The sequence below is a fragment of the Paraburkholderia sp. CI3 genome, from assembly GCF_050436505.1.
Classification (GTDB): Bacteria; Pseudomonadota; Gammaproteobacteria; order Burkholderiales; family Burkholderiaceae; genus Paraburkholderia; species Paraburkholderia tuberum.
In genome coordinates this window covers 181406-202375 of record NZ_JBNDMI010000004.1, presented here as the reverse complement: position 1 = coordinate 202375, position 20970 = coordinate 181406, and the positions used below count along the sequence as shown (strand labels likewise).

13 protein-coding genes and 2 pseudogenes are annotated in these 20970 nt (G+C 62.9%); 10 read left to right on the top strand and 5 right to left on the bottom strand.

Annotation, left to right across the window (positions count from 1 at the left end; all coding sequences use genetic code 11):
- Positions 1-155: 155 nt before the first annotated feature.
- Positions 156-902, bottom strand: a complete 747-nt coding sequence (locus tag OKW29_RS22430; protein ID WP_429294908.1) for a GntR family transcriptional regulator — start codon at positions 900-902, stop codon at positions 156-158.
- A 380-nt stretch (positions 903-1282) separates the two neighbouring features.
- Between OKW29_RS22430 and OKW29_RS22425 the strand changes: the two genes are divergently transcribed.
- Positions 1283-1642 (top strand): SDR family oxidoreductase, encoded by a 360-nt coding sequence (locus OKW29_RS22425; protein WP_429292665.1) that lies wholly within the window; start codon positions 1283-1285, stop codon positions 1640-1642.
- 238 nt (positions 1643-1880) lie between these two features.
- Here the strand turns inward: OKW29_RS22425 and OKW29_RS22420 are convergent, their stop codons facing one another.
- Entirely contained in the window at positions 1881-2570 is a 690-nt protein-coding gene (locus OKW29_RS22420; protein WP_429292664.1) for a PDC sensor domain-containing protein, read from the bottom strand.
- A gap of 65 nt (positions 2571-2635) precedes the next feature.
- Here OKW29_RS22420 and otsA point away from each other — a divergent pair, with 65 nt between their 5' ends.
- The 9 genes and pseudogenes from otsA (at position 2636) to OKW29_RS22375 (ending at position 18140) form a co-directional block, all read left to right on the top strand.
- A complete protein-coding gene (gene otsA, locus OKW29_RS22415; RefSeq protein ID WP_429292663.1) occupies positions 2636-4075 on the top strand; it encodes an alpha,alpha-trehalose-phosphate synthase (UDP-forming) in 1440 nt (479 codons plus the stop codon).
- Positions 4076-4224: 149 nt separating this feature from the next.
- Positions 4225-4446, top strand: a complete 222-nt coding sequence (locus OKW29_RS22410; protein WP_184039803.1) for a hypothetical protein — start codon at positions 4225-4227, stop codon at positions 4444-4446.
- A gap of 335 nt (positions 4447-4781) precedes the next feature.
- On the top strand, positions 4782-5906 hold the full coding sequence (locus OKW29_RS22405) for a mechanosensitive ion channel family protein (RefSeq protein WP_429292662.1): 1125 nt from the start codon (positions 4782-4784) through the stop codon (positions 5904-5906).
- 256 nt (positions 5907-6162) lie between these two features.
- A complete protein-coding gene (locus tag OKW29_RS22400; protein WP_187618878.1) occupies positions 6163-7407 on the top strand; it encodes a cation:proton antiporter in 1245 nt (414 codons plus the stop codon).
- A 637-nt stretch (positions 7408-8044) separates the two neighbouring features.
- Positions 8045-8527 (top strand): annotated as a pseudogene (locus OKW29_RS22395) (IS5 family transposase); the annotation flags it as partial.
- Positions 8528-8992: 465 nt separating this feature from the next.
- Entirely contained in the window at positions 8993-9838 is an 846-nt protein-coding gene (locus OKW29_RS22390) for an IclR family transcriptional regulator (RefSeq protein ID WP_184062044.1), read from the top strand.
- A 433-nt stretch (positions 9839-10271) separates the two neighbouring features.
- Complete coding sequence (locus OKW29_RS22385; RefSeq protein WP_429292661.1) at positions 10272-11651, top strand: MdtA/MuxA family multidrug efflux RND transporter periplasmic adaptor subunit; 1380 nt, start codon at positions 10272-10274, stop codon at positions 11649-11651.
- Positions 11652-11674: 23 nt separating this feature from the next.
- Positions 11675-14810, top strand: a pseudogene (locus OKW29_RS22380) (MdtB/MuxB family multidrug efflux RND transporter permease subunit).
- Positions 14811-14813: 3 nt separating this feature from the next.
- Positions 14814-18140, top strand: a complete 3327-nt coding sequence (locus tag OKW29_RS22375) for an efflux RND transporter permease subunit (protein ID WP_429292660.1) — start codon at positions 14814-14816, stop codon at positions 18138-18140.
- A 17-nt stretch (positions 18141-18157) separates the two neighbouring features.
- Here OKW29_RS22375 and OKW29_RS22370 read toward each other — a convergent pair whose 3' ends face one another.
- The 3 genes from OKW29_RS22370 to OKW29_RS22360 all read right to left on the bottom strand — a co-directional run bounded on the left by OKW29_RS22370 (position 18158) and on the right by OKW29_RS22360 (position 20746).
- Positions 18158-18622 carry a hypothetical protein gene (locus tag OKW29_RS22370; RefSeq protein WP_429292659.1) on the bottom strand — a complete coding sequence of 155 codons (465 nt, stop codon included), beginning with the start codon at positions 18620-18622 and terminating at the stop codon, positions 18158-18160.
- A gap of 87 nt (positions 18623-18709) precedes the next feature.
- The gene (locus OKW29_RS22365) at positions 18710-19273 is read right to left on the bottom strand and encodes a peroxiredoxin (protein WP_184032947.1); all 564 of its coding nucleotides are present in this window, start codon (positions 19271-19273) and stop codon (positions 18710-18712) included.
- Between the two features lie 171 nt (positions 19274-19444).
- Complete coding sequence (locus tag OKW29_RS22360) at positions 19445-20746, bottom strand: EAL and HDOD domain-containing protein (RefSeq protein WP_429292658.1); 1302 nt, start codon at positions 20744-20746, stop codon at positions 19445-19447.
- Between the last annotated feature and the right edge of the window lie 224 nt (positions 20747-20970).

Genomic DNA, 20970 nt, shown 5'->3' with positions numbered 1-20970 from the left:
CGGCCCGGATTCAGGAATTTGGATGCCATAGGAGCAACAGGGGTTTGCTTGTATACATACCCGTGTCTATGCGAAAACCGTGCCATCAGCCAGAATTCCCGCAGAGGCTGACTGCAGAAGGAGCTTAAAAGCTCGAGCCGCTCCAACGTATGTTGCTAGATGGTGCCGCGCAACCTTGGTGGTGCATAGGGAGCGCTGTGAGGCTCCAATGCGGTGCGGGCGCGTTGCAGGCGCTCGGTCGTCAGCGTGCGCACGGCCGCCCGGCTCCCTTCTATGTGCCGTCCCAGCAACTCGACGGCACTGTCCGTCGCAAGATTGCGGATGGCCGCGAGAATTGCAATGTGTTCGTCGTAAGTGTCATCGATGCAGTCACCATAGACGAGATCGAGCCGCCGCACCACGCGGATGCGGTCGGTCACGCGCTGCATGGCCGCGCTCAACTCGGCGTTGCCGGCGGCGGCGACCAACGCCTCGTGAAAGGCTTCGTCGAGTGCCACCATCTCGCGGCCATCGCGAACGCGCTGTGCGTGAGGAACGTTCCAGATGCGCTCGAGCCGCTCGAGCATCTGCAAGGCGGTCGCGGATAAGGCGCCGTCGACCCCAAAGAACCGGCTGACCGAAAACGTCTCGATCAGCTTGCGCATTTCGTATAGATCTTCGAAGCGCTTGAAATCGATCGGCACGACTTCCCAGCCGCCGCGCACATAGCCGCGCATCAACCCGTCGCTTTGGAGGCGCTGCAGCGCCTCGCGCGCCGGTGTGCGGGAAACGCCGAAGCGATCCGCGATGCTGCCTTCGGTCATACGATCGCCGGGCAGCAGGCGCATGTCGAAGATATCGTCGCGCACGCTGAAATAAACATGGTCAGCGCGCGATGAGGGAGATTGGGTTGTGTCTTTCACGCATGAGCCTGGAATTGACGGGTCTTTTCGGCAGTGACTATCGGCTAGCCTCAAAACATCCGTCAACAGAAATTTAATCTGCCGGCGGCTCGGGCGGACGCCGCCATTGTAGGCGTCAGTAACAAACTTGAATCGGACAGGTGCCGTATGTCGAGAAGCTGGGTAATACGGATGCTGAAAAGCTGAGGGCGCATGGAGTACTCCGCAGTCCGGGGCGCGCCAGGCGCGCCTCTGGCCAGCGAGAAATGCTCCTGCAAGCTGATGATGCTCATCGCTTAGCGTGGCGGAAAGCTGCGCTGCTAGCGTCGTGTCGAGCACGTGCGATGCACTCTGACGCAGAACCGTATTCATGATCTTCCTGGTCTCCCGAAGGGCGTTGTGTGGCTGGGCGAGCAGCTTGTCAGCGAGTTTCAGGGCCTCGTCCATCAACTGTCCGGAGGCAACTACGCGATTCCGCTAGTCCATACCCGACCGCCTGTTGCCCGCTAATCAAGGGGGTTCGTGCGAACGGCATCGCACCCGGCACCTTCAAGACAGAGATGGCGCGTTCACAATGGGAAGATCCCGCGATGGTCGCCTGGTACGAACAGCTCAACCCGTCAAAGCCCTTCGGCGACGTCGATGAGATCGCCGGAGTGGCTGTCATGCTGGCTTCGTCGGCGGGCGCAAAACTGAACGCGAAGGGAGTAACTCCCCATGGAGACCGAAATATCCAGCGATCACTCGCGCGGGCTACGTGACTTGGCGAACGATGCTCAGCCGAGATGAATCGCCGCAATGTATGGGACTGGCTGATGTCCTTCCCAAGGATTCCATTACCGAGAGGTTGACGCATGATCGTGACGCCATCCTTCCCGATTAGCGAAACAGCAAGGCGCGAAAGTAGTCGAGACTGATGACCAGGACGACGATTCCACCGAACGATCCGTCTGACTCGGAGATCCGCTTGCTCAGGGCTATGCTGGGCGTGCCGAAACGCTATGGGGAAGAATAGGGATCACTGATATAAAAGCCCGCGTGCGGATCGTCTCGTTGAACGATGAAATATTTTTGACTCGCCACGCTTACCTGTTCAGGCGTCGCATCATCCGAGTCGAGCAAAACGCGACCCGAGCGATCGACGACCAGGACGGTTCCAAGCGATCCCGCGGTTGCCATGCGATCGAAAAGAACCTGCCGCCGTACCGCCAGCGGCAAAGTCATGATGCGAGGTTGCCGCAGCCGCTCGATGATTGTTTGCAACGACAATTGATACAGTGCAAAATTTCTCTCGATGTCCCGCTCTGCAATCAGGGCGATATTGCGAAGGTTGATTCGAGTATATTCTGCGGCATCGCGACGGCTCTGATACAGCACGAAAGCGGATAGCGCAATCATGACGATTGCCACCGACATCCCGCAGCCAGCTACAGGCTGCAGCAACGCCTGCAGGATGTACTTCGCCGTGGCGCCTCGATAGGAATGGAAGGTGTTTTTCTTGCTCAATTCCTGTCCCACCCACTCACCGGCCCTGGCCTTGAGCCTTTTTCCAGCCCATTCGTAGTGAACTTCGCGGGCTTTGAATAGCGCTAACACTACTGTGTTACGATTGCTTACACACTGTGTAGTAAAGAACGGACGCTTGGTAAAGGCGGTTTTGTCCTCGCGACAAGCGGTAGCGCTGGGCAAATCGGACCTGCTGATAACACGCTCACGCCCTTGCCTTGCGCTGCGGTATCCAACCGGGGGATTGAGTGAGCCGTCTTGTTGTTGTTTCGAATCGCACTGCTGACCCCCGGAAGGCCGCAGCGGGAGGTCTCGCTGTAGCGGTAAAAGAGAGTCTGCAACAGACAGGTGGGATGTGGTTTGGCTGGAGCGGCAAGATTCGCGACGCGGCACCCGAATCTGACAGCGAGACCAGCGTCAGACTGCAAACAGTCGGGAACATACAACTGGTGACGCTTGACCTGAACCAGCAGGATTACGATAGCTACTATCTGGGATACGCGAACGATGTCTTATGGCCGGTATTCCACTACCGGCTGGACCTTGCGAATTTTGATGTACGATTCGCAGCAGGGTACCGGCGGGTCAACCAGCTGTTCGCGCGAAAGCTGCTACCGTTGCTCGGGCCCGACGACATCATCTGGGTCCATGACTATCACCTGATCCCCCTTGCTGCCGAACTCAGAGCGATGGGGTGCGGCAACCGGATCGGATTCTTTCTGCATGTCCCGATGCCACCGCCTCTCATCATGGCGGCCATTCCAGAGCACGAATGGCTCATGCGTTCACTATTCGCCTACGATCTGGCCGGCTTCCAGAGCGAAGCGGATGTAACGCATTTTACGCACTACGTGGAGTCCGAAGCCGGCGCTGACGCGCTACCCGGCGCACAGCTTCGGGCCTTCAATCGCACGTTGCGGGTCGGGGCGTATCCGATAGGAATCGACGTCGATGAGTTCGCCGCTCTCGCGCAGGACCGGGAGGGTGTCGAAATGTTCGATCGTATGCGACAGGAGTACTCCCGACGCCGCCTGCTTCTCGGCGTCGACAGGCTGGATTACTCAAAGGGTCTACCGCAGCGCGTGCACGCGTTTCGTGAGCTTCTCGCGAACTACCCCGAGAACCGCAACAGTGCAACACTCATCCAGATCGCGTCCCCGAGCCGGGAAGACGTGGGTGCCTATGACGATCTGCGCCGCGAGATGGACAGCCTCTGCGGCGCGATAAACGGTGACTTCGGCGAACTTGACTGGATGCCGGTTCGTTATATTCATCGCAACGTCGCCCGTAAGCGGCTACCGGGACTATATCGCGCAAGCCGCGTCGCGCTTGTCACGCCACTGCGCGATGGGATGAACCTGGTCGCCAAGGAGTTTATCGCCGCGCAGGACCCAGGCGATCCCGGCGTGCTGGTTCTCTCCCGATTTGCCGGCGCAGCGGAACAATTGAAAGAAGCTCTTCTTGTGAATCCGTACGATTTTTATACGCACGGGACAGCGCACGTCATTCAGCGTGCGCTGACGATGTCAATCGAAGAACGGATCAGTCGTCACGCAGCATTGATGAGGCGGATCCGCCAGTTCGATGTGCACTGGTGGAGTTCGAGTTTTCTGAGGGATCTCTCGGCTGCTGAGCGCAGTGACGACCGTGAACCGGTGCTGGGACATTCAGCCGATCGCGCGAGCTAACCGACGGCGATTGGCGCATCGTGCCGCCCTACGCCGACGACGCAATCGGCTCGAGTACCCACGCGACAGCGCGTTGCAGCCCCGCTGAAGAGCACATGCAGACTGATTGCGTGACAACTGATGTAACAAACGAATGTTGAGGTGCCGCGATGCAGTACGACTACGGAACATTTCACATCGATTGCCGGGCGCACCGCGCTAACGATGGTCGTTACGTTGCGAGAGCCAGAATCAGTCGCGGACCGGGCGACGCGGAAGACCGCGTCGAAACGCATGATTCAGGTGATATCGATTCGTTCGCCGACGAGGCCGATGCCATATCTTGCGCGAAAGCGTGGGCTATCAAATGGTGCGACGAAAACTGGGACTGAGCCGCGCACGGCGGTTCCGCATACTTGACGATGGAGACCGACATGGCTGAGCGGCGAGAGCAGCTTGACGAGTACAACGGCTTCGTCGTGCTGGCCAAACCAGCCTGAATGCATCGAGTTTCTCAGGAAATGCACGACACTGGATTTCTGAAGAGGTGAGCCGGACGAGCGCCCGGGCCGCGCCAGATCGAGTCAACGGGGAATGCGCATCCACGCCACCGACTCGAGCTGATTGGGGGAACTATCTTCCTGGAGGCCTGACAGACCGGTACGAGCGCTTACACCGCTCACGTCTATGAGTTCCGTCACTCGGAATCAATTGGGGAGGAAAATCGATGAAAAAGTGGCTCGACCTGAACGTGTTTCTGGGTATCCCTGCCAGCGAGTGGGTCTATGCGGCGATCGCGACCATCGTCAGCTACCTGGCGTTGATCTATCTGCTGAAGTTCGCCATCACGCGCCTTTCGATGCTGTCCCAACGAACGTCAACCCGTCTCGACGATATGCTGGTTCAGGTCATTGAAGGCACGCACCGGCTTACGCTACTCGCGGCAGCAGCGCTGGTCGGCACGAAGTTTCTGACATTGCCGGACAGGTGGGACGCCCGTCTTGGCCATCTCTGGTTTCTCATCATCGGTTTTCAGCTGGCCCTGTGGATAAACCGTGGCGTGACGCTATGGACCGAGAGGCGGCTGGAAGCGACAGAGAGGCTCGCCCACAATCCGGTCATCACGACCATGCTGTCGTGGACGTTGCGCGCGCTGCTGTGGTCCGTTCTTATGCTGGCGGTGCTCGCCAACATGGGCGTGAACATCACCGCGTTTGTCGCGAGCCTGGGTGTGGGTGGTGTTGCCGTCGCACTCGCGGTACAAAGCATTCTGAGTGATCTTTTCGCATCGCTGGCCATCGGACTCGACAAGCCATTCGAGATTGGCGACTTCATCGTCTTCGGTGAGATTGCCGGGAGCATCGAGCACATCGGACTCAAGACCACGCGCATCCGGAGTCTGAGTGGAGAACAGATCGTTTGCAGCAATACCGAACTGCTGAAAAACACGATTCACAACTACAAGCGAATGGCCGAGCGGCGCATTCTGTTTAATTTCGGGGTGACATACGATGCGAGTCCCGAGCAATTGCGCGCCGTTCCTGCCATCGTACAGAAGGCAGTCGAATCCGCCGGAAAGACCCGCTTTGATCGTGCGCATTTCAAGGGGTTCGGCGACAGCTCGCTCGATTTCGAAGTCGTGTATTACGTCACCGATCCCGCCTACAACCTGTACATGGACATACAGCAGGGAATCAATCTCGAGTTGATAACGCAATTTGGTAGACGGGGTATTGAATTCGCTTTCCCGACGCGCACGCTCCACGTCGTGAGCAAGCAACAGGCGGAGGACGGTGCAAAGAGGACATCGTTCGCACCGCACGCGGAATTGGCTACTCGAGAGGCACAATAAACGCTTCCGAATACCGCCCGGGCCGTTTCTGAGCGTGTCCGGGTTAATGCCTGGGACGGGATTTCAGGCGCCTGGCTGCCCCACGCGTCTGCCGGATGACCCGTTTGGCAACCGCGTATACTCCCGTTTCCCAAGGCACGGCTGGCGTCCGGATGCAGAAAATTCAACATAGATTTCCCGTGCGAATCCGATCACATGATCCAGCGCCGCTGGTCCGCTCAATCCAGCCCAGAACCTTCATCCCCCACCACGCCGCATGCTCGACATCATTGCCATCTGTCTGGTCGTCACCGCGCTACTGGCGTATGTGAATCACCGCTTTCTGAGGCTTCCGACGACGATCGGCGTCATGGTAACGGCGCTCGGACTCTCCCTTGCGATCGTTGGACTGGACAAGCTTGGCGTCGCGCACGGTCTGCGCGTTGCAGAAGAGCATCTCGTCAACTCGATCAATTTCAGTGAGGTGCTTCTGCAAGGCATGCTGTCGCTTTTGCTGTTCGCCGGCGCGATGCATGTGGATTTACGCAAGCTGAAGGCTTTCCGGACCCAGATCATCAGTCTGGCTGTGCTGAGTACGGCGACCTCCACGCTGCTGATCGGATTCGCGATGTGGAAACTGCTCCCCCTTTGCGGAGTCGAACTCGCGCTGCCCTTCTGCCTGCTGTTCGGCGCCCTGATTTCGCCGACGGACCCTGTCGCGGTGATCGGCATCCTGAAGTCCGCAGGCGCGCCCGAAGGCCTGAAGGTGGTCATTACTGGAGAGTCGCTCTTCAACGACGGCGTCGGGGTCGTGCTTTTCTCTCTGCTGCTCACGATGGCCAGCACGGGCGTCACTCCATCCGTCCAGACGGGGTTGGCTGCATTTATCCTGGAAGCCGGCGGCGGCCTGCTATTCGGCGGCGTCGTAGGCTATCTGACATATCGGCTGCTCAAAAGCGTCGACCATTACCAGGTCGAAGTCCTGATGACGCTCGCATCGGTGATCGGCGGCTACGCGCTCGCTAATCATCTGCATGTCTCCGGGCCACTCGCCATGGTGGTTGCGGGCGTGATGATCGGCAACCGCGGCCGCGCCGACGCGATGTCCGAGACGACCCGGCGATACGTGGACATGTTCTGGGAGTTGATCGATGAGATTCTGAATGCCGTTCTTTTTGTATTGATCGGCATGGAGGTTCTGCTCGTCGAGTTCCCCGGCAGGATACTACTCGCTGGCGCCGGTGCGGCACTGGTCGCACTGCTCGCGCGACTGGTGTCGGTGGGACTGCCTGTCATGCTTCTTGGGCGGGCGTCCCGGCTACCGAAAGGAGCGTGGAGTGTGCTTACATGGGGCGGCCTGCGCGGTGGCATTTCCGTTGCACTGGCACTATCGATTCAGCCTGGACCGGGGCGCGACATCGTCCTCGCGTTGACGTACTGTGTGGTCGTTTCGTCGATCCTGGGTCAGGGGCTCACGGTTGGCTGGATTATCCGTCGGGCAGCAGGCGTAAAGGAAGAATGAAAACGGTCCGTATGCGGTGGCCAGTTACGACAAAAGGATTGCCAGGCGTCGACCGCTAACGACAGCGCGTGAGACGCGATCTCGACCAGGACTGCGACGCCGTATCGGAGAATCAGATCCGGCGATTGCCCGGGAGGTGGATAGTCAAATACCCCGCCGAGAGACTGATTCGCCCCGGCGGCCGCTCAACACACGTGCTGGAATTCAGGCATCAGTGGCTCGACTCCAGGCCAAACATATAACAGGCGGCACCCATTGGCCGGCCGACAGAACGTTTGCTTCAGGTGCTCCGCGCGCCTAGCCTTAAGAAGGCAATCCGAAACCGATGATCCTAACGGAGCGTTTTCGCTTTTTTCGTTACACCAACTTAGCCGACGGCCCCGTAAACGTGACGGAGCCGTTTTCTGTTACGGTAACAGCCGCATTCAGTTCTATCAGATTCGTGAGTCGGATCAACTCGCCACGATCAATGAAGCAACCGGCCCAACTTGAAACAGATATGCGGGCGATCGTTCGATCCACCGTCGCCGTTCAGCCGAACCCCATCACCGTGTTAAGGAAGGTCTGCAAAAGTCCTGGCATTGCGTTGCTGCTGAGCTATCCTGGAAACAAAGCGAATTAGGTGAGGAGCAGTGTGATGACGCAACTTGGTCTTGGTCTGGATCTGTCAACGAAGCGCACGCGCAAACGGGAATTTCTCGATGAGATGCGACGTGTTGTTCCCTGGTTGAAGCTGATTGCGCTGATTGAGCCGCACTATCCCACGGGCAAAACCGGTCGGCCGCCGTTCCCGATTGCAACGATGTTGCAGATTCATTTCATGCAGCAATGGTTCGGTCTGTCAGACCCTGCCATGGAAGAGGCACTCTATGACGTTCCGCTGTATCGCGAGTTCGCGGGTCTCGACGGCGGGATGGTTCGCTTGCCGGATGAAAGCACGATTCTCCGGTCCCGCCATCTGCTGGAAACGCACGGACTGGCGGTGCAAATGCTGGCGCTGGTCAATGAAATCCTGACGGAGAAAGGCCTGATGCTCAAGGCTGGATCGGCAGTCGACGCCACTCTGATTGCCGCGCCCAGTTCGACAAAGAATGGCTCCGGCACGCGTGATCCGGAAATGCAGGGGCAAGTCCAAGACTTTGCAGTACCCGAAAGACGAAGCTTACGTTCCTGCAGACTTTGTTGTGCACCCATAACAACAAAAAAAAAGCGTCACGTTGCCGTGACGCCTTAAAAAGTTCTAGCCATTCCGAGGGCCGTGCTAGAACCTGAGAGAAGGTAATTCGAAAGGCGCAAGCGCATTGGACGGGCAATCGATCCTGGATTTTGGGATTTTTCCGCTCCCGCGCACCACAATGCAGCGGAGACAAGCGACTTTCGAAATGAGGTTCCATTTTTTATGGTTATGCTGACTAAGTCAAGCAAAAAGATGTAGTCGACCATCAATCGGCAATTCCTTCCAATACAATGACTTTTCTTAAAAATGTATGAATGGGTGCCCCGGTTTGGAGATGTCCCTGCCACTGTGAGCGGCCATCAACAGGTTGTCGCACGAACAATTTGAAATGCTGTTCCATAAAAACGCATGAACCGATCCACTCCCAACCAACCCGTCGCCGCCAAGGTCCCCGCCAGCAAAGACCGAGACGGCCCAGGCGATGAAGTCACCGCGCTCGCGCGCGGCCTGACAGTACTGCGCGCCGTCGCCGCCGCGCACGCACCACTCAGCAATCGCGAACTCGCGGAGTTGACCGGCATCCCGAAGCCCACCGTGTCGCGCATCACCGCGACGCTCGTCGGCACAGGTTTTCTGCTGCGACTACCCGACAGCGAGCGCTTCGTGCTGACCTCGTCGGTGCTCGAACTGAGCAACGGCTTTCTGCGCAACTTCGACATCCGCTCGCGCGCGCGGCCGTTTCTGATCGAACTCGCGGAACGCACCGCGTTGTCGGTGCATCTGGCGGTGCGCGACCGCTATGACATGGTCGTCATCGACGCGATCCGGCCGCGTTCGGCGGTGCTCGTGTCGCGACTCGAAATCGGCTCGCGCATGAGCTTGACGCGCACCGCCGTCGGCCGGGCGTACCTCGCGGCGCTCGCGCAACCGGACCGCGACCGTCTACTGGTCGGCCTGCAGACGGCCGAAGGTGACGATTGGGGCTATATCGGCAGCCGTCTCGCAAGCGCGATCCAGGACACCCTCGAGCGCGGCTTCGCAATCGCCACCGGCGAGTGGTACAACGGGCTGAACGCGATCGCGCTCGGCTTCGTCGGGCCGTCGGGCGAGCGCTACGCAGTCAATTGCGGCGGCTCGGCCGACCAATGTCCACGCGACTGGCTGATCGCGCGCGCCGCGCCCGCGCTGCTCGAATGCATCGACAAGATCGTCCTGGAGATCGGCGGCACGCCGGGGCGCCGGCTCGACGAATAAGCCGGCGGGGGCAACGGGCGCCAAACGGCGCCCCGCGCGGATCGAACGCGGCGCCGGCCGCCCGTGATCTGCGAGAGTGGCGACGGCGGCCCGCCCTCGCCCGACGATTCGACGACATGCTTTAACCTTCGTAATCAACCGAAAAATACGCGGCTGGACTGTTACAGACGCCGCAACGTACGATCACGCATCCCGTCGCGGGACCGCGCGCCGCGAGCCGTGAGCGTCGTCGAAACGGCCGCGTCCAGCCGTGATGATTCCGCATTGCGTTAACATCCCTGTCCCGCGCCTCGGGTAGCATCGCGCTGAACATTGCGCGGCGCCCGCCGCCACGACCGCCTGACATGCCGCCCATGTGCCGGCCCACCGCCCTTCGAATGGCGGCGACCGCATTGGCGGCTCACATCATCAAGCCAGCCACCCGACCGAACCGATGGACGAACAACAAAAGCACCCGGAAACCCAACGCCCTGCCGCTCCCCAGCCGTCCGCGAACGGCGCGCAATCGAGCGCGCCCGGCGCGGTGAAACGCCATCGTGGCCGCACCGTCGCGCTGATCGTCGCGGCGCTGGTCGTGCTCGGCGTCGTGCTGTGGCGCTGGCATCCGTGGGGCGGGCCCGGCAGCGGCGCGAGCGCGCCGGGCGCGGCGAGCGGCGCGCGCAGCGGCCGCTTCGGCCGCGGCGGTCCGAACGCGATGGCCAACATGGCGCAGCCGGTGCACGTCGCCGCCGCGACGCAGGGCGAGATGCCGGTCGTGCTGACCGCGCTCGGCACGGTCACGCCGCTCGCCACCGTCACCGTGCTGCCGCAGCTGAGCGGCGTGCTGCAGGACGTCTATTTCAAGGAAGGCCAGATGGTCAAGAAGGGCGACGTACTCGCCCAGATCGACCCGCGCCCGTACGAAATTTCACTGCGCAACGCCGAGGGCACGCTGGTGCGCGACGAGGCGCTGCTCGCCACCGCGCGTCTCGATCTGAAGCGCTATCAGACGCTGCTCGCGCAGGACTCGATCGCGAGTCAGCAGGTCGACACGCAGGCGTCGCTGGTGCGGCAATACGAAGGCACGGTGAAGTCCGATCAGGCGAACGTCGACAGCTTCAAGCTCGACCTCGTGTACGCGCGCATCACCGCGCCGGTGTCGGGACGCGTCGGTCTGCGTCAGGTCGACCCGGGCAACTACGTGACCTCGGGCCTCACCAACGGCATCGTCGTGATTACGCAGCTCGATCCGATCAGCGTGGTGTTCACGACTTCCGAAGACAATCTGCAGCAGATCATCCAGCACACGCAGAACGGCGAGTCGCTGTCGGCCACCGCGTACGACCGCAGCAACACGCATCCGCTCGAAGTCGGCTCGCTAAAGACGATGGACAATCAGATCGACACGACCACCGGCACGATCAAACTGCGCGCGATCTTCAAGAACAAGGACAACGGCCTGTTCCCGAACCAGTTCGTCAACACTCGCCTGCTCGTCGATACGATCAGGAACGCGGTGATCGTGCCGACCTCGGCGGTGCTCAACGGCTCGATGGGTACCTTCGTGTACGTCGTGAAGCCCGACAACACGGTCACCGTGCGCCAGGTCAAGGTCGGCCCGGTCGACGGCGAGCGCACCAGCATCCAGTCGGGCCTCGCGGTCGGCGAGCGCGTCGTGATCGACGGTTCGGACCGGCTGCGCGAAGGCGCGAAGATCACGATTCCGGCCGAGCGGCCAAGTGGCGCATCCGGCGCGCACGGCGCGAGCGCTCCGGCGAGCGCCTCGGGCGCGCACGCGCATCGCGGCCGGCACGCGGCGCAAGCATCGCAATAAAGTAAAGGCACGGCACTTACCGCATGAATCCATCCCGCGCTTTTATTCTGCGTCCTGTCGGCACCGCGCTGCTGATGGCTGCGATCATGCTGGTCGGCCTCGTCGCGCTGCGCTTTCTGCCGCTGTCCGCGCTGCCCGAGGTCGACTATCCGACGATCCAGGTGCAGACCTTCTATCCGGGCGCGAGCCCCGACGTGATGACGTCGTCCGTGACGGCGCCCGCTCGAGAGGCAGTTCGGGCAGATGCCGTCGCTGAACCAGATGTCGTCGCAAAGCTCGGCCGGCTCGTCGATCATCACGCTGCAGTTCAGCCTCGACCTGCCGCTCGACATCGCCGAGCAGGAGGTCCAGGCGGCGATCAACGCGGCGGGCAACCTACTGCCGTCCGACCTGCCCGCGCCGCCGATCTACGCGAAGGTCAACCCGGCCGACGCGCCGATCATCACGCTCGCGATCACGTCGAAGACACTGCCGCTCACGCAGGTGCAGGATCTCGCCGACACGCGTCTCGCGCAGAAGATTTCGCAGGTCGCCGGGGTGGGTCTCGTCAGCCTGTCGGGCGGCCAGCGCCCGGCGATCCGCATTCAGGCGAACCCGCGCGCGCTCGCCGCGTACGGCCTGAATCTCGACGACCTGCGCACCACGGTCTCGAACCTGAACGTCAACACGCCGAAGGGCAATTTCGACGGTCCGACGCGCAACTACACGATCAACTCGAACGACCAGTTGACCGACGCCGACGAATACAAGAGCGCCGTGGTCGCGTACAAGAGCGGCCGTCCGGTGATGCTGACCGACGTCGCGAGCATCGTGGCGGGACCGGAGAATACGAAGCTCGGCGCGTGGGTCGACAACACGCCCGCGATCATTCTCAACGTGCAGCGCCAGCCAGGCGCGAACGTGATCCAGGTGGTCGACAGCATCAAGGCGCTGCTGCCGCAGTTGCAGCAGTCGCTGCCCGCCGCGCTCGACGTCGAGGTCGTCACCGACCGCACCACGACGATCCGCGCGTCGGTGCGCGACGTGCAGTTCGAACTCGCGATGTCGGTCGTGCTGGTCGTGCTGGTGATGTACCTGTTCCTCGCCAACATCTACGCGACGATCATTCCGAGCCTGTCGGTGCCGCTGTCGCTGATCGGCACGCTCGCGGTGATGTACCTGTGCGGCTTCTCGCTCGACAACCTGTCGCTGATGGCGCTGACCATCGCCACCGGCTTCGTCGTCGACGACGCGATCGTGATGATCGAGAACATCGCGCGCTACGTCGAGGAAGGCGACACGGCGCTCGAAGCCGCGCTGAAGGGCTCGAAGCAGATCGGCTTCACGATCATTTCGCTGACGGTCTCGCTGATCGCGGTGCTGATTCCGCTGCTCTTCATGGGCGACGTGGTCGGGCGCCTGTTCCACGAATTCGCGATCACGCTCGCGGTGACGATCGTCATCTCGGCGGTCGTGTCGCTGACGCTCGTGCCGATGATGTGCGCGAAGCTGTTGCGCCACACGCCGCCGCACGACAGTCACCGTTTCGAGGCGAAGGCGCACCGCTTCATCGACTGGGTGATCGCGCGCTACGCGGTCGCGCTCACGTGGGTGCTGAACCGTCAGCGCTCCACGCTGGTCGTCGCGGTGCTCACGCTGGTGCTGACCGGCCTGCTGTACGTGTTCGTGCCGAAGGGCTTCTTCCCGGTGCAGGACACCGGCGTGATCCAGGCGATCACGCAGATGCCGCAGTCGGTGTCGTTCGCATCGATGGCCGAGCGTCAGCAGGCGCTCGCCGACCAGATCCTGAAGAACCCGGACGTCGAAAGCCTGACCTCGTTCATCGGCGTGGACGGCAGCAACATCACGCTGAACAGCGGCCGCATGCTGATCAACCTGAAGCCGCGCGACGACCGCAGCAATACCGCGAGCGAGGTGATCCGCCAGTTGCAGAAAGACGTCGCGCATATTCCGGGCGCGTCGCTGTACATGCAGCCGGTGCAGGACCTGACGATCGACTCGACGGTCAGCCCGACGCAGTATCAGTTCATGCTGACCGATCCGAACATCAGCGAATTCACGACGTGGGTGCCGAAGCTGGTCGACCGGTTGAAGCAGTCGCCCGAGCTCGCGGACGTCGCGACCAATCTGCAGGACAACGGCCGCTCGGTGTTCATCGAGATCGACCGCACGACCGCCGCGCGCTTCGGCATCACACCGGCCACGATCGACAACGCGTTGTACGACGCGTTCGGCCAGCGCATCATTTCGACGATCTTCACGCAGTCGAACCAGTACCGCGTGATTCTCGAAGCGCAGCCGACGATGCAGCACTACACCACGTCGCTGAACTCGATCTACCTGCCCTCTTCCACGTCGACGGGCGGCCAGGTGCCGCTGTCGTCGATCGCGAAGTTCATCGAGCAACCCGCGCCGCTGCTCGTCACGCACCTGAGCCAGTTCCCGGCCACCACGGTGTCGTTCAACCTCGCGCCGGGCTCGTCGCTCGGCGCGGCGGTCAAGGCGATCCAGCAGGCCGAGAAGGACGTCGGTCTGCCCGCGTCGTTCCAGACGCGCTTCCAGGGCGCGGCGCTCGCGTTCCAGGCGTCGCTCGCCAACGAGCTGTTCCTGATCCTCGCGGCGATCGTCACGATGTACATCGTGCTCGGCGTGCTGTACGAGAGCTTCATCCATCCGATCACGATTCTGTCGACGCTGCCGTCGGCCGGCGTCGGCGCGCTGCTCGCGCTGCTGATCACCGGCCACGATCTCGACATCATCGGCATCATCGGCATCGTGCTGCTGATCGGTATCGTGAAGAAGAACGCGATCATGATGATCGACTTCGCGCTCTACGCCGAGCGCGAGGAAGGCAAGCCGCCGCGCGAGGCGATCTACCAGGCGTGTCTGCTGCGCTTCCGGCCGATCCTGATGACCACGCTCGCCGCGCTGCTCGGCGCGCTGCCGCTGATGCTCGGCACCGGCGCGGGCTCGGAGCTGCGCCGGCCGCTCGGTATCGCGATCGCCGGCGGCCTGATCGTGAGCCAGCTGCTGACCCTGTTCACGACGCCGGTGATCTACCTCGCGTTCGATTCGCTCGGCCGCCGGCTGCGCGAGCGCTTTAACCGCGGCGATTCGTCCGGTAGCGCCACGCCGCCCGCCACCGATGCAGGGAATTGAGCGATGAACCTGTCGCGTCCGTTTATCTCCCGTCCGGTCGCCACCACGCTGCTGGCGATCGGCATCGCGTTGTCGGGGGTATTCGCGTTCACGAAGCTGCCGGTCGCGCCGCTGCCGCAGGTCGACTTCCCGACCATCTCGGTGCAGGCGACGCTGCCGGGCGCGAGCCCGGAGACCGTCGCGACGAGCGTCGCGAGTCCGCTGGAACGGCATCTGGGCTCGATCGCCGACGTGACCGAGATGACGTCGCAAAGCTCGGTCGGCTCGACGCGCATCACGCTGCAGTTCGGCCTGAACCGCGACATCAACGGCGCCGCGCGCGACGTGCAGGCGGCAATCAACGCGGCGCGCGCCGACCTGCCCACGAGCCTGCGCAGCAACCCGACGTACCACAAGGTCAACCCGGCCGACGCGCCGATCCTGATTCTCGCGCTGACGTCGAGCACGCTCACGGCCGGCCAGCTCTACGATTCGGCCGCCACGGTGCTGCAGCAGTCGCTGTCGCAGGTGCAGGGGGTCGGCGAAGTCGACGTGAGCGGCTCGGCGAATCCGGCCGTGCGCGTCGAGCTGCTGCCGCATGCGCTGTCGCATTACGGCATCGGCCTCGAGGACGTGCGCGCGGCGCTCGCCGCGGCCAACGCGAACAGCCCGAAGGGCTCGATCGAGTTCGGCGAGAACCGTGTGCAGTTGTACACGAACGACCAGGCGAGCAAGGCGTCGCAATACAAGGACCTCGTCATTGCCTATCGCAACGGCGCGCCGGTCAAACTCTCCGACATGGGCGAAGTCGTCGATTCGGTCGAAGATCTGCGCAATCTCGGTCTCTTCAATGGCAAGCGCTCGGTGCTCGTGATCCTGTACCGGCAGCCGGGCGCGAACATCATCGAGACCGTCGACCGCGTGAAGGCGATGCTGCCGCAACTGCACGCGTCGCTGCCCGCCGACGTCGACATTTCACCGACCTCGGACCGTTCCATTACTATCCGCGCGTCGCTGCGCGACACCGAGCGCACCCTCGTGATCGCGGTCACGCTCGTCGTGATGGTCGTGTTCCTGTTCCTGCGCAACTGGCGCGCGACGCTGATTCCGAGCGTGGCCGTGCCGATCTCGATCATCGGCACCTTCGGCGCGATGTACCTGATGGGCTTCTCGATCGACAATCTGTCGCTGATGGCGTTGACCATCGCGACCGGCTTCGTCGTCGACGACGCGATCGTCGTGCTCGAAAACATCTCGCGCCACATCGAAGACGGCGTGCCGCGCATGAAGGCCGCGTTCATCGGCGCGCGCGAGGTCGGCTTCACGGTGATGTCGATCAGCATCTCGCTGGTCGCCGTGTTCCTGCCGATCCTGCTGATGGGCGGCATCGTCGGGCGGCTGTTCCGCGAGTTCGCGCTGACGCTGTCGCTGGCGATCGCGGTGTCGCTGGTCGTATCGCTGACGCTCACGCCAATGATGTGCTCGCGCCTGCTGCGCGAGCCGTACGAAAAGCATGAGGAAAATCGCTTCGGCCGCTGGCTCGAACGCGGCTTCACGTCGATGCAGCGCGGCTACGAGCGCACGCTCGGCTGGGCGCTGCGGCATCCGCTGCTGATCGTCCTCGTCCTGCTGCTGACCATCGCGCTGAACATCGCGCTCTACATCATCGTGCCAAAGGGCTTCTTCCCGCAGCAGGACACGGGGCGCCTGATCGGCGGCATCCAGGCCGACCAGAGCACGTCGTTCCAGGCAATGAAGGGCAAGTTCTCGCAGATGATGGAAATCGTCGGCAAGAACCCGGCGGTCGACAGCGTGGTCGGCTTCACCGGCGGCCGGCAGACCAACTCGGGCTTCATGTTCGTGTCGCTGAAGCCGAAGAGCGAACGCAAGCTGTCCGCCGACCAGGTGATCCAGCAACTGCGTGCGCCGCTCGGCGACGTGGCCGGCGCGCGCACGTTCCTGCAGGCGGTGCAGGACATCCGCGTCGGCGGCCGGCAATCGAACGCGCAGTTTCAGTTCACGCTGCTCGCCGACTCGACGCCCGATCTGTACAAGTGGGGGCCGAAGCTCACCGAGGCGCTGCAGGCACGCAAGGAGCTCGCGGACGTGAACTCCGACCAGCAGCAGGGCGGTCTCGAAGCGATGGTGACGATCGACCGCGCCACGGCATCGCGCCTCGGCATCAAGCCCGCGCAGATCGACAACACGCTGTATGACGCGTTCGGCCAGCGCCAGGTGTCGACGATCTACAACCCGCTGAACCAGTATCACGTCGTGATGGAAGTCGCGCCGCAATACTGGCAGAGCCCGGAGATGCTGAAGCAGATTTTCATCAGCACGTCGGGCGGCAGCGCGAGCGGCGCGCAGACTACCAACGCGCCGGCCGGCACCGTGACGTCCAGAGCGACCAGCACGTCGACCACGACGAGCGCGGCAACCGGCGGCACGGCCGCCACCACCGCGACGAGCGCGGCCAGCATCGCAGCCGACTCCGCGCGCAATCAGGCCATCAACTCCATCGCGGCGAGCGGCAAGTCGAGCGCGTCGTCGGGCTCGGCGGTGTCGACCGCGAAGGAGACGATGGTGCCGCTGTCGGCGATCGCGAGCTTCGGGCCCGGCACCACGCCGCTATCGGTCAATCACCAGAGCCAGTTCGTCGCCTCGACGATCTCGTTCAACCTGCCGCCGGGCGTGTCGCTGTCCACCGCCACGCAGGCGATCTACGACACGATGGCCGAGATCGGCATGCCCGCCACGATTCACGGCAGCTTCCAGGGCACCGCGCAGGCGTTCCAGCAGTCGATGTCCGACCAGCCGATCCTGATCCTCGCCGCGCTCGCGGCGGTGTATATCGTGCTCGGCATCCTGTACGAGAGCTATATCCACCCGCTGACGATCCTGTCGACGCTGCCGTCCGCGGGCGTCGGCGCGCTGCTCGCGCTGCTGCTGTTCAAGACCGAGTTCAGCATCATCGCGCTGATCGGTGTGATCCTGCTGATCGGCATCGTGAAGAAGAACGCGATCATGATGGTGGACTTCGCGATCGACGCGTCGCGCAAGGGAATGTCGTCGCGCGACGCGATCTACCAGGCCTGTCTGCTGCGCTTCCGGCCGATCATGATGACCACCTTCGCCGCGCTGCTCGGCGCGTTGCCGCTCGCGTTCGGCAGCGGCGAAGGCGCGGAGATGCGCGCGCCGCTCGGTATTTCGATCGTCGGCGGGCTGATCGTCAGCCAGATGCTGACGCTCTATACGACGCCGGTCGTCTATCTGTACATGGATCGCATCCGCGTGCGCTGGGAGGCGAGAAAGGCACGCCGCGCGGGTGGCGCGGCGCCGACGTCGTCATGATGTAGTGAAGGTGGCGCTCACAGCTTCTGCTCGATGGCCAGCGAGAAAATCCGCTGCCATCGGCGCGCCGCCCGCTCGTTCGACATCGGCACGAGCCACTCGCCGTGCCGTGAGTCCTTGACCTTCAGCGCGAGCCGCGCCTGTGCGTCGCGGCCCTGTGCTTCGGCGCCGAGCAGATCGGCGAAGATATACGCGCCCTGCTGGTCGCCGACGCGAATCTCGCAGAGCCGCTTGGCCGCCGCGAGCCGCACCGAGCCCCAACTGCCCTTCAATTCGTGCGTCCAGTCGCCGTCGCGCACGTTCGGCGCGACTTCGCGGCGCCGCTGCCGCCAGTACGCGAGCGCACCGGCGATCAGCAACGCAACCAGCACAGCCACAGCCTCCGCCACCGCCAGCCCGAAAGCGGCCTGCAGCGCATAAAAGGCACGCGCCGCGCCGTACCCCAGCGCGATCAGCGCAATCAACGCAACGACAATCGGCATCGCAAGCTCATCCGGCAAATGGTTTTAGTCGGCTAGCGCGGGCAAACGCGACGGCGCGTTCGGCTCCTCACTGTCCCTCACTGTCCCTCACTGTCCCTTATGTGCGGCCGACCACGCCTTGAGCGCATTCAGCGTGTTCTCGACATGCTTGTCGGGCGACAGGCTCGTGTACTCGTAGATGATCTTGCCGTCGGGCGAGATCACGTACGACACGCGATTCGCCATGCCGGCCTTCAACGGCATGGCCGCGTCGTACGCATTGATCACCTTCGCGTCGGCGTCGGCCGCGACCGGGAATTTGCTGCGGCATTCGCTGACCGAAAACTTCGTCAGCGTATCGATGTTGTCGTGCGACACGCCGATCACCGTCGCGCCGTACTTCTTGTATTGGTCGACCGCATCGGCGAACTCGTGCGCCTCGATCGTGCAGCCCTTCGTGAACGCGGCCGGATAGAAGTACAGCACGACCGGGCCCTTCTTCAGTTCGTCGGCGAGCGAATACGTGTAGGTCTTGCCGCCGAGCGAGGCCTCGGCGGTAAACGTCGGCGCCGTATCGCCGGGCTTCAGGGTTGCCGAGGCGAGCGGCGAATGCATTGCGAATCCGAACGCCATGACGGCGGCCAGTACCGCCGGTATGTGTTTTGTCTTCATCTGCTCCTCCACGCGTGAGCGCACGCAATTGATCGGGCCCATTGGAAACAGCTTCGGCCGACGTCACAGGCCTTCGCTGAACTTCCTATTGGACCACGGATGCTCACGCGGCGTGGCTCGTCGCCCGGATCACAAGCGAATCGAAAGGGTGCGGCGCGCGAGCTCGACGCATCAAACGCCCAATTCCGCCACGTGCGCGCCGAACCACGCCGCCGCCGACAGGTTCAGCTCCGACAGCACGTCGGGCGTCAGCGCGTGGAAGCCCGCCGCCGTCGCGACCGGCGCCGCGTCGCCGCCCTCGCCCGCGACCTCGGCGATCAGCAGCAGCGCGCCCAGTTCGCCCTTGCGCGCGACGATCGCGTCGCGAATCTGCGGCGCGAGGCCGAGTTTCTCGAGCACCGTGTCCGGCGTGCTGTCGAGCACGATGTGCACGAGCGAAAAAATCCCGGTCATGAACGCGGCGTCGGCGAATTCGCCGTCGGCCGGACGCAACCAGTTCGCGGCGAGTTCCATGAAGCGCGAGCGCATCGCCGCCAGTTGCACGAGCGGATCGGCGCGCCACGGCAACTCGCCGGTGTCCGCGTACAGCAGCAGTTGCGCCCAGCGCGCGATCTGCCGCGTGCCGGTCGCGATGATCGCCTCGCGCAGCGACGCGATGTTGCGCCCGAGGCCGAATGCACTCGAATTGACGAGCCGCAGCAGCTGCACGACCACGCCCGGGTTGACCTTCAGCTCCGCCTCGAGCTCGACGATGCCGGCGTCGCGCGACAGCAGCGCGAGCAGCCGCAGCAGGCCCGGACGCAGCGAGCGGTTGCGCGGCGCGGCCAGCACCTGCGGCCGCGCGAAAAAGTAGCCCTGGAACAGATCGAAACCGAGCTCGTGGGCGAGCGCGAAGTCCTCGCGCGTCTCGACCTTCTCGGCGAGCAGCGTCTTGCCGTGGCCGCGCAGCGTCGACGCGAGCTTCGCGACGGTGCGGCGCGGCGTCTGCAGGAAATCGATCTTGACGATGTCGGCGTACGGCAGCATCGCGCTCAGCTCGTCGGACAGATCGTGCACGTCGTCGAGCGCGACCTGGAAGCCGGCGCCGCGCAACTCGCCGAGACGACGCGCGAGCGAGGCGTCGTAGCGCACAGTTTCGAGGATTTCGAGCACGAAACGCTCGGGCGGCATCAGATGGACGATGTCGCTAAAGAGCAGCGCGCGATCGATATTGACGAAGCCGCGATGCTGGCCGAGCATGGCGGGTACGCCGATTCCGCCGATCGTGCGCGCGACCACCTGCGCGGTGGCCTGCGTGTCGTCGCTGATTTCGGCGTAGTTGTACGTTCCGGCACGGAACAATAGCTCGTAGGCGTGAAGCGCGCCATCGCGATCGAGAATCGGCTGGCGGCCGACATAGACGTACTGCGGGGCAGCGTCCAGCTCCCCGTGCTCACGAGAGCCGGCCGACGCGCCGGCGAGGACATCACGCACCTCGACGTCCCGCGGGACGGGCCGTGGGGCTCTGGCGGACCTGACGACGGGGCGTTCGGACATGGATCATCAGTGCAAGGTTCGGAAAGTCTATGCAGCGCGACGTCATCAGCGTCGCCAAATAAAGGGGATTCGCCGTATTAACGGCCGCGAGGCGACGTCACTTTAACCGAATCGTCCCGGCGACGGCGCCGGGCTTCTCCTTACCAGATGTTTTTCTCCAC

Coding starts and splice junctions, on each gene's coding strand:
- OKW29_RS22405 (WP_429292662.1), top strand. CDS start 4,782: ATGAAAAAGTGGCTCGACCTGAACGTGTTTCTGGGTATCCCTGCCAGC.
- OKW29_RS22370 (WP_429292659.1), bottom strand. CDS start 18,622: ATGCCGATTGTCGTTGCGTTGATTGCGCTGATCGCGCTGGGGTACGGC.
- OKW29_RS22375 (WP_429292660.1), top strand. CDS start 14,814: ATGAACCTGTCGCGTCCGTTTATCTCCCGTCCGGTCGCCACCACGCTG.
- OKW29_RS22400 (WP_187618878.1), top strand. CDS start 6,163: ATGCTCGACATCATTGCCATCTGTCTGGTCGTCACCGCGCTACTGGCG.
- OKW29_RS22410 (WP_184039803.1), top strand. CDS start 4,225: ATGCAGTACGACTACGGAACATTTCACATCGATTGCCGGGCGCACCGC.
- OKW29_RS22365 (WP_184032947.1), bottom strand. CDS start 19,273: ATGAAGACAAAACACATACCGGCGGTACTGGCCGCCGTCATGGCGTTC.
- OKW29_RS22385 (WP_429292661.1), top strand. CDS start 10,272: ATGGACGAACAACAAAAGCACCCGGAAACCCAACGCCCTGCCGCTCCC.
- OKW29_RS22390 (WP_184062044.1), top strand. CDS start 8,993: ATGAACCGATCCACTCCCAACCAACCCGTCGCCGCCAAGGTCCCCGCC.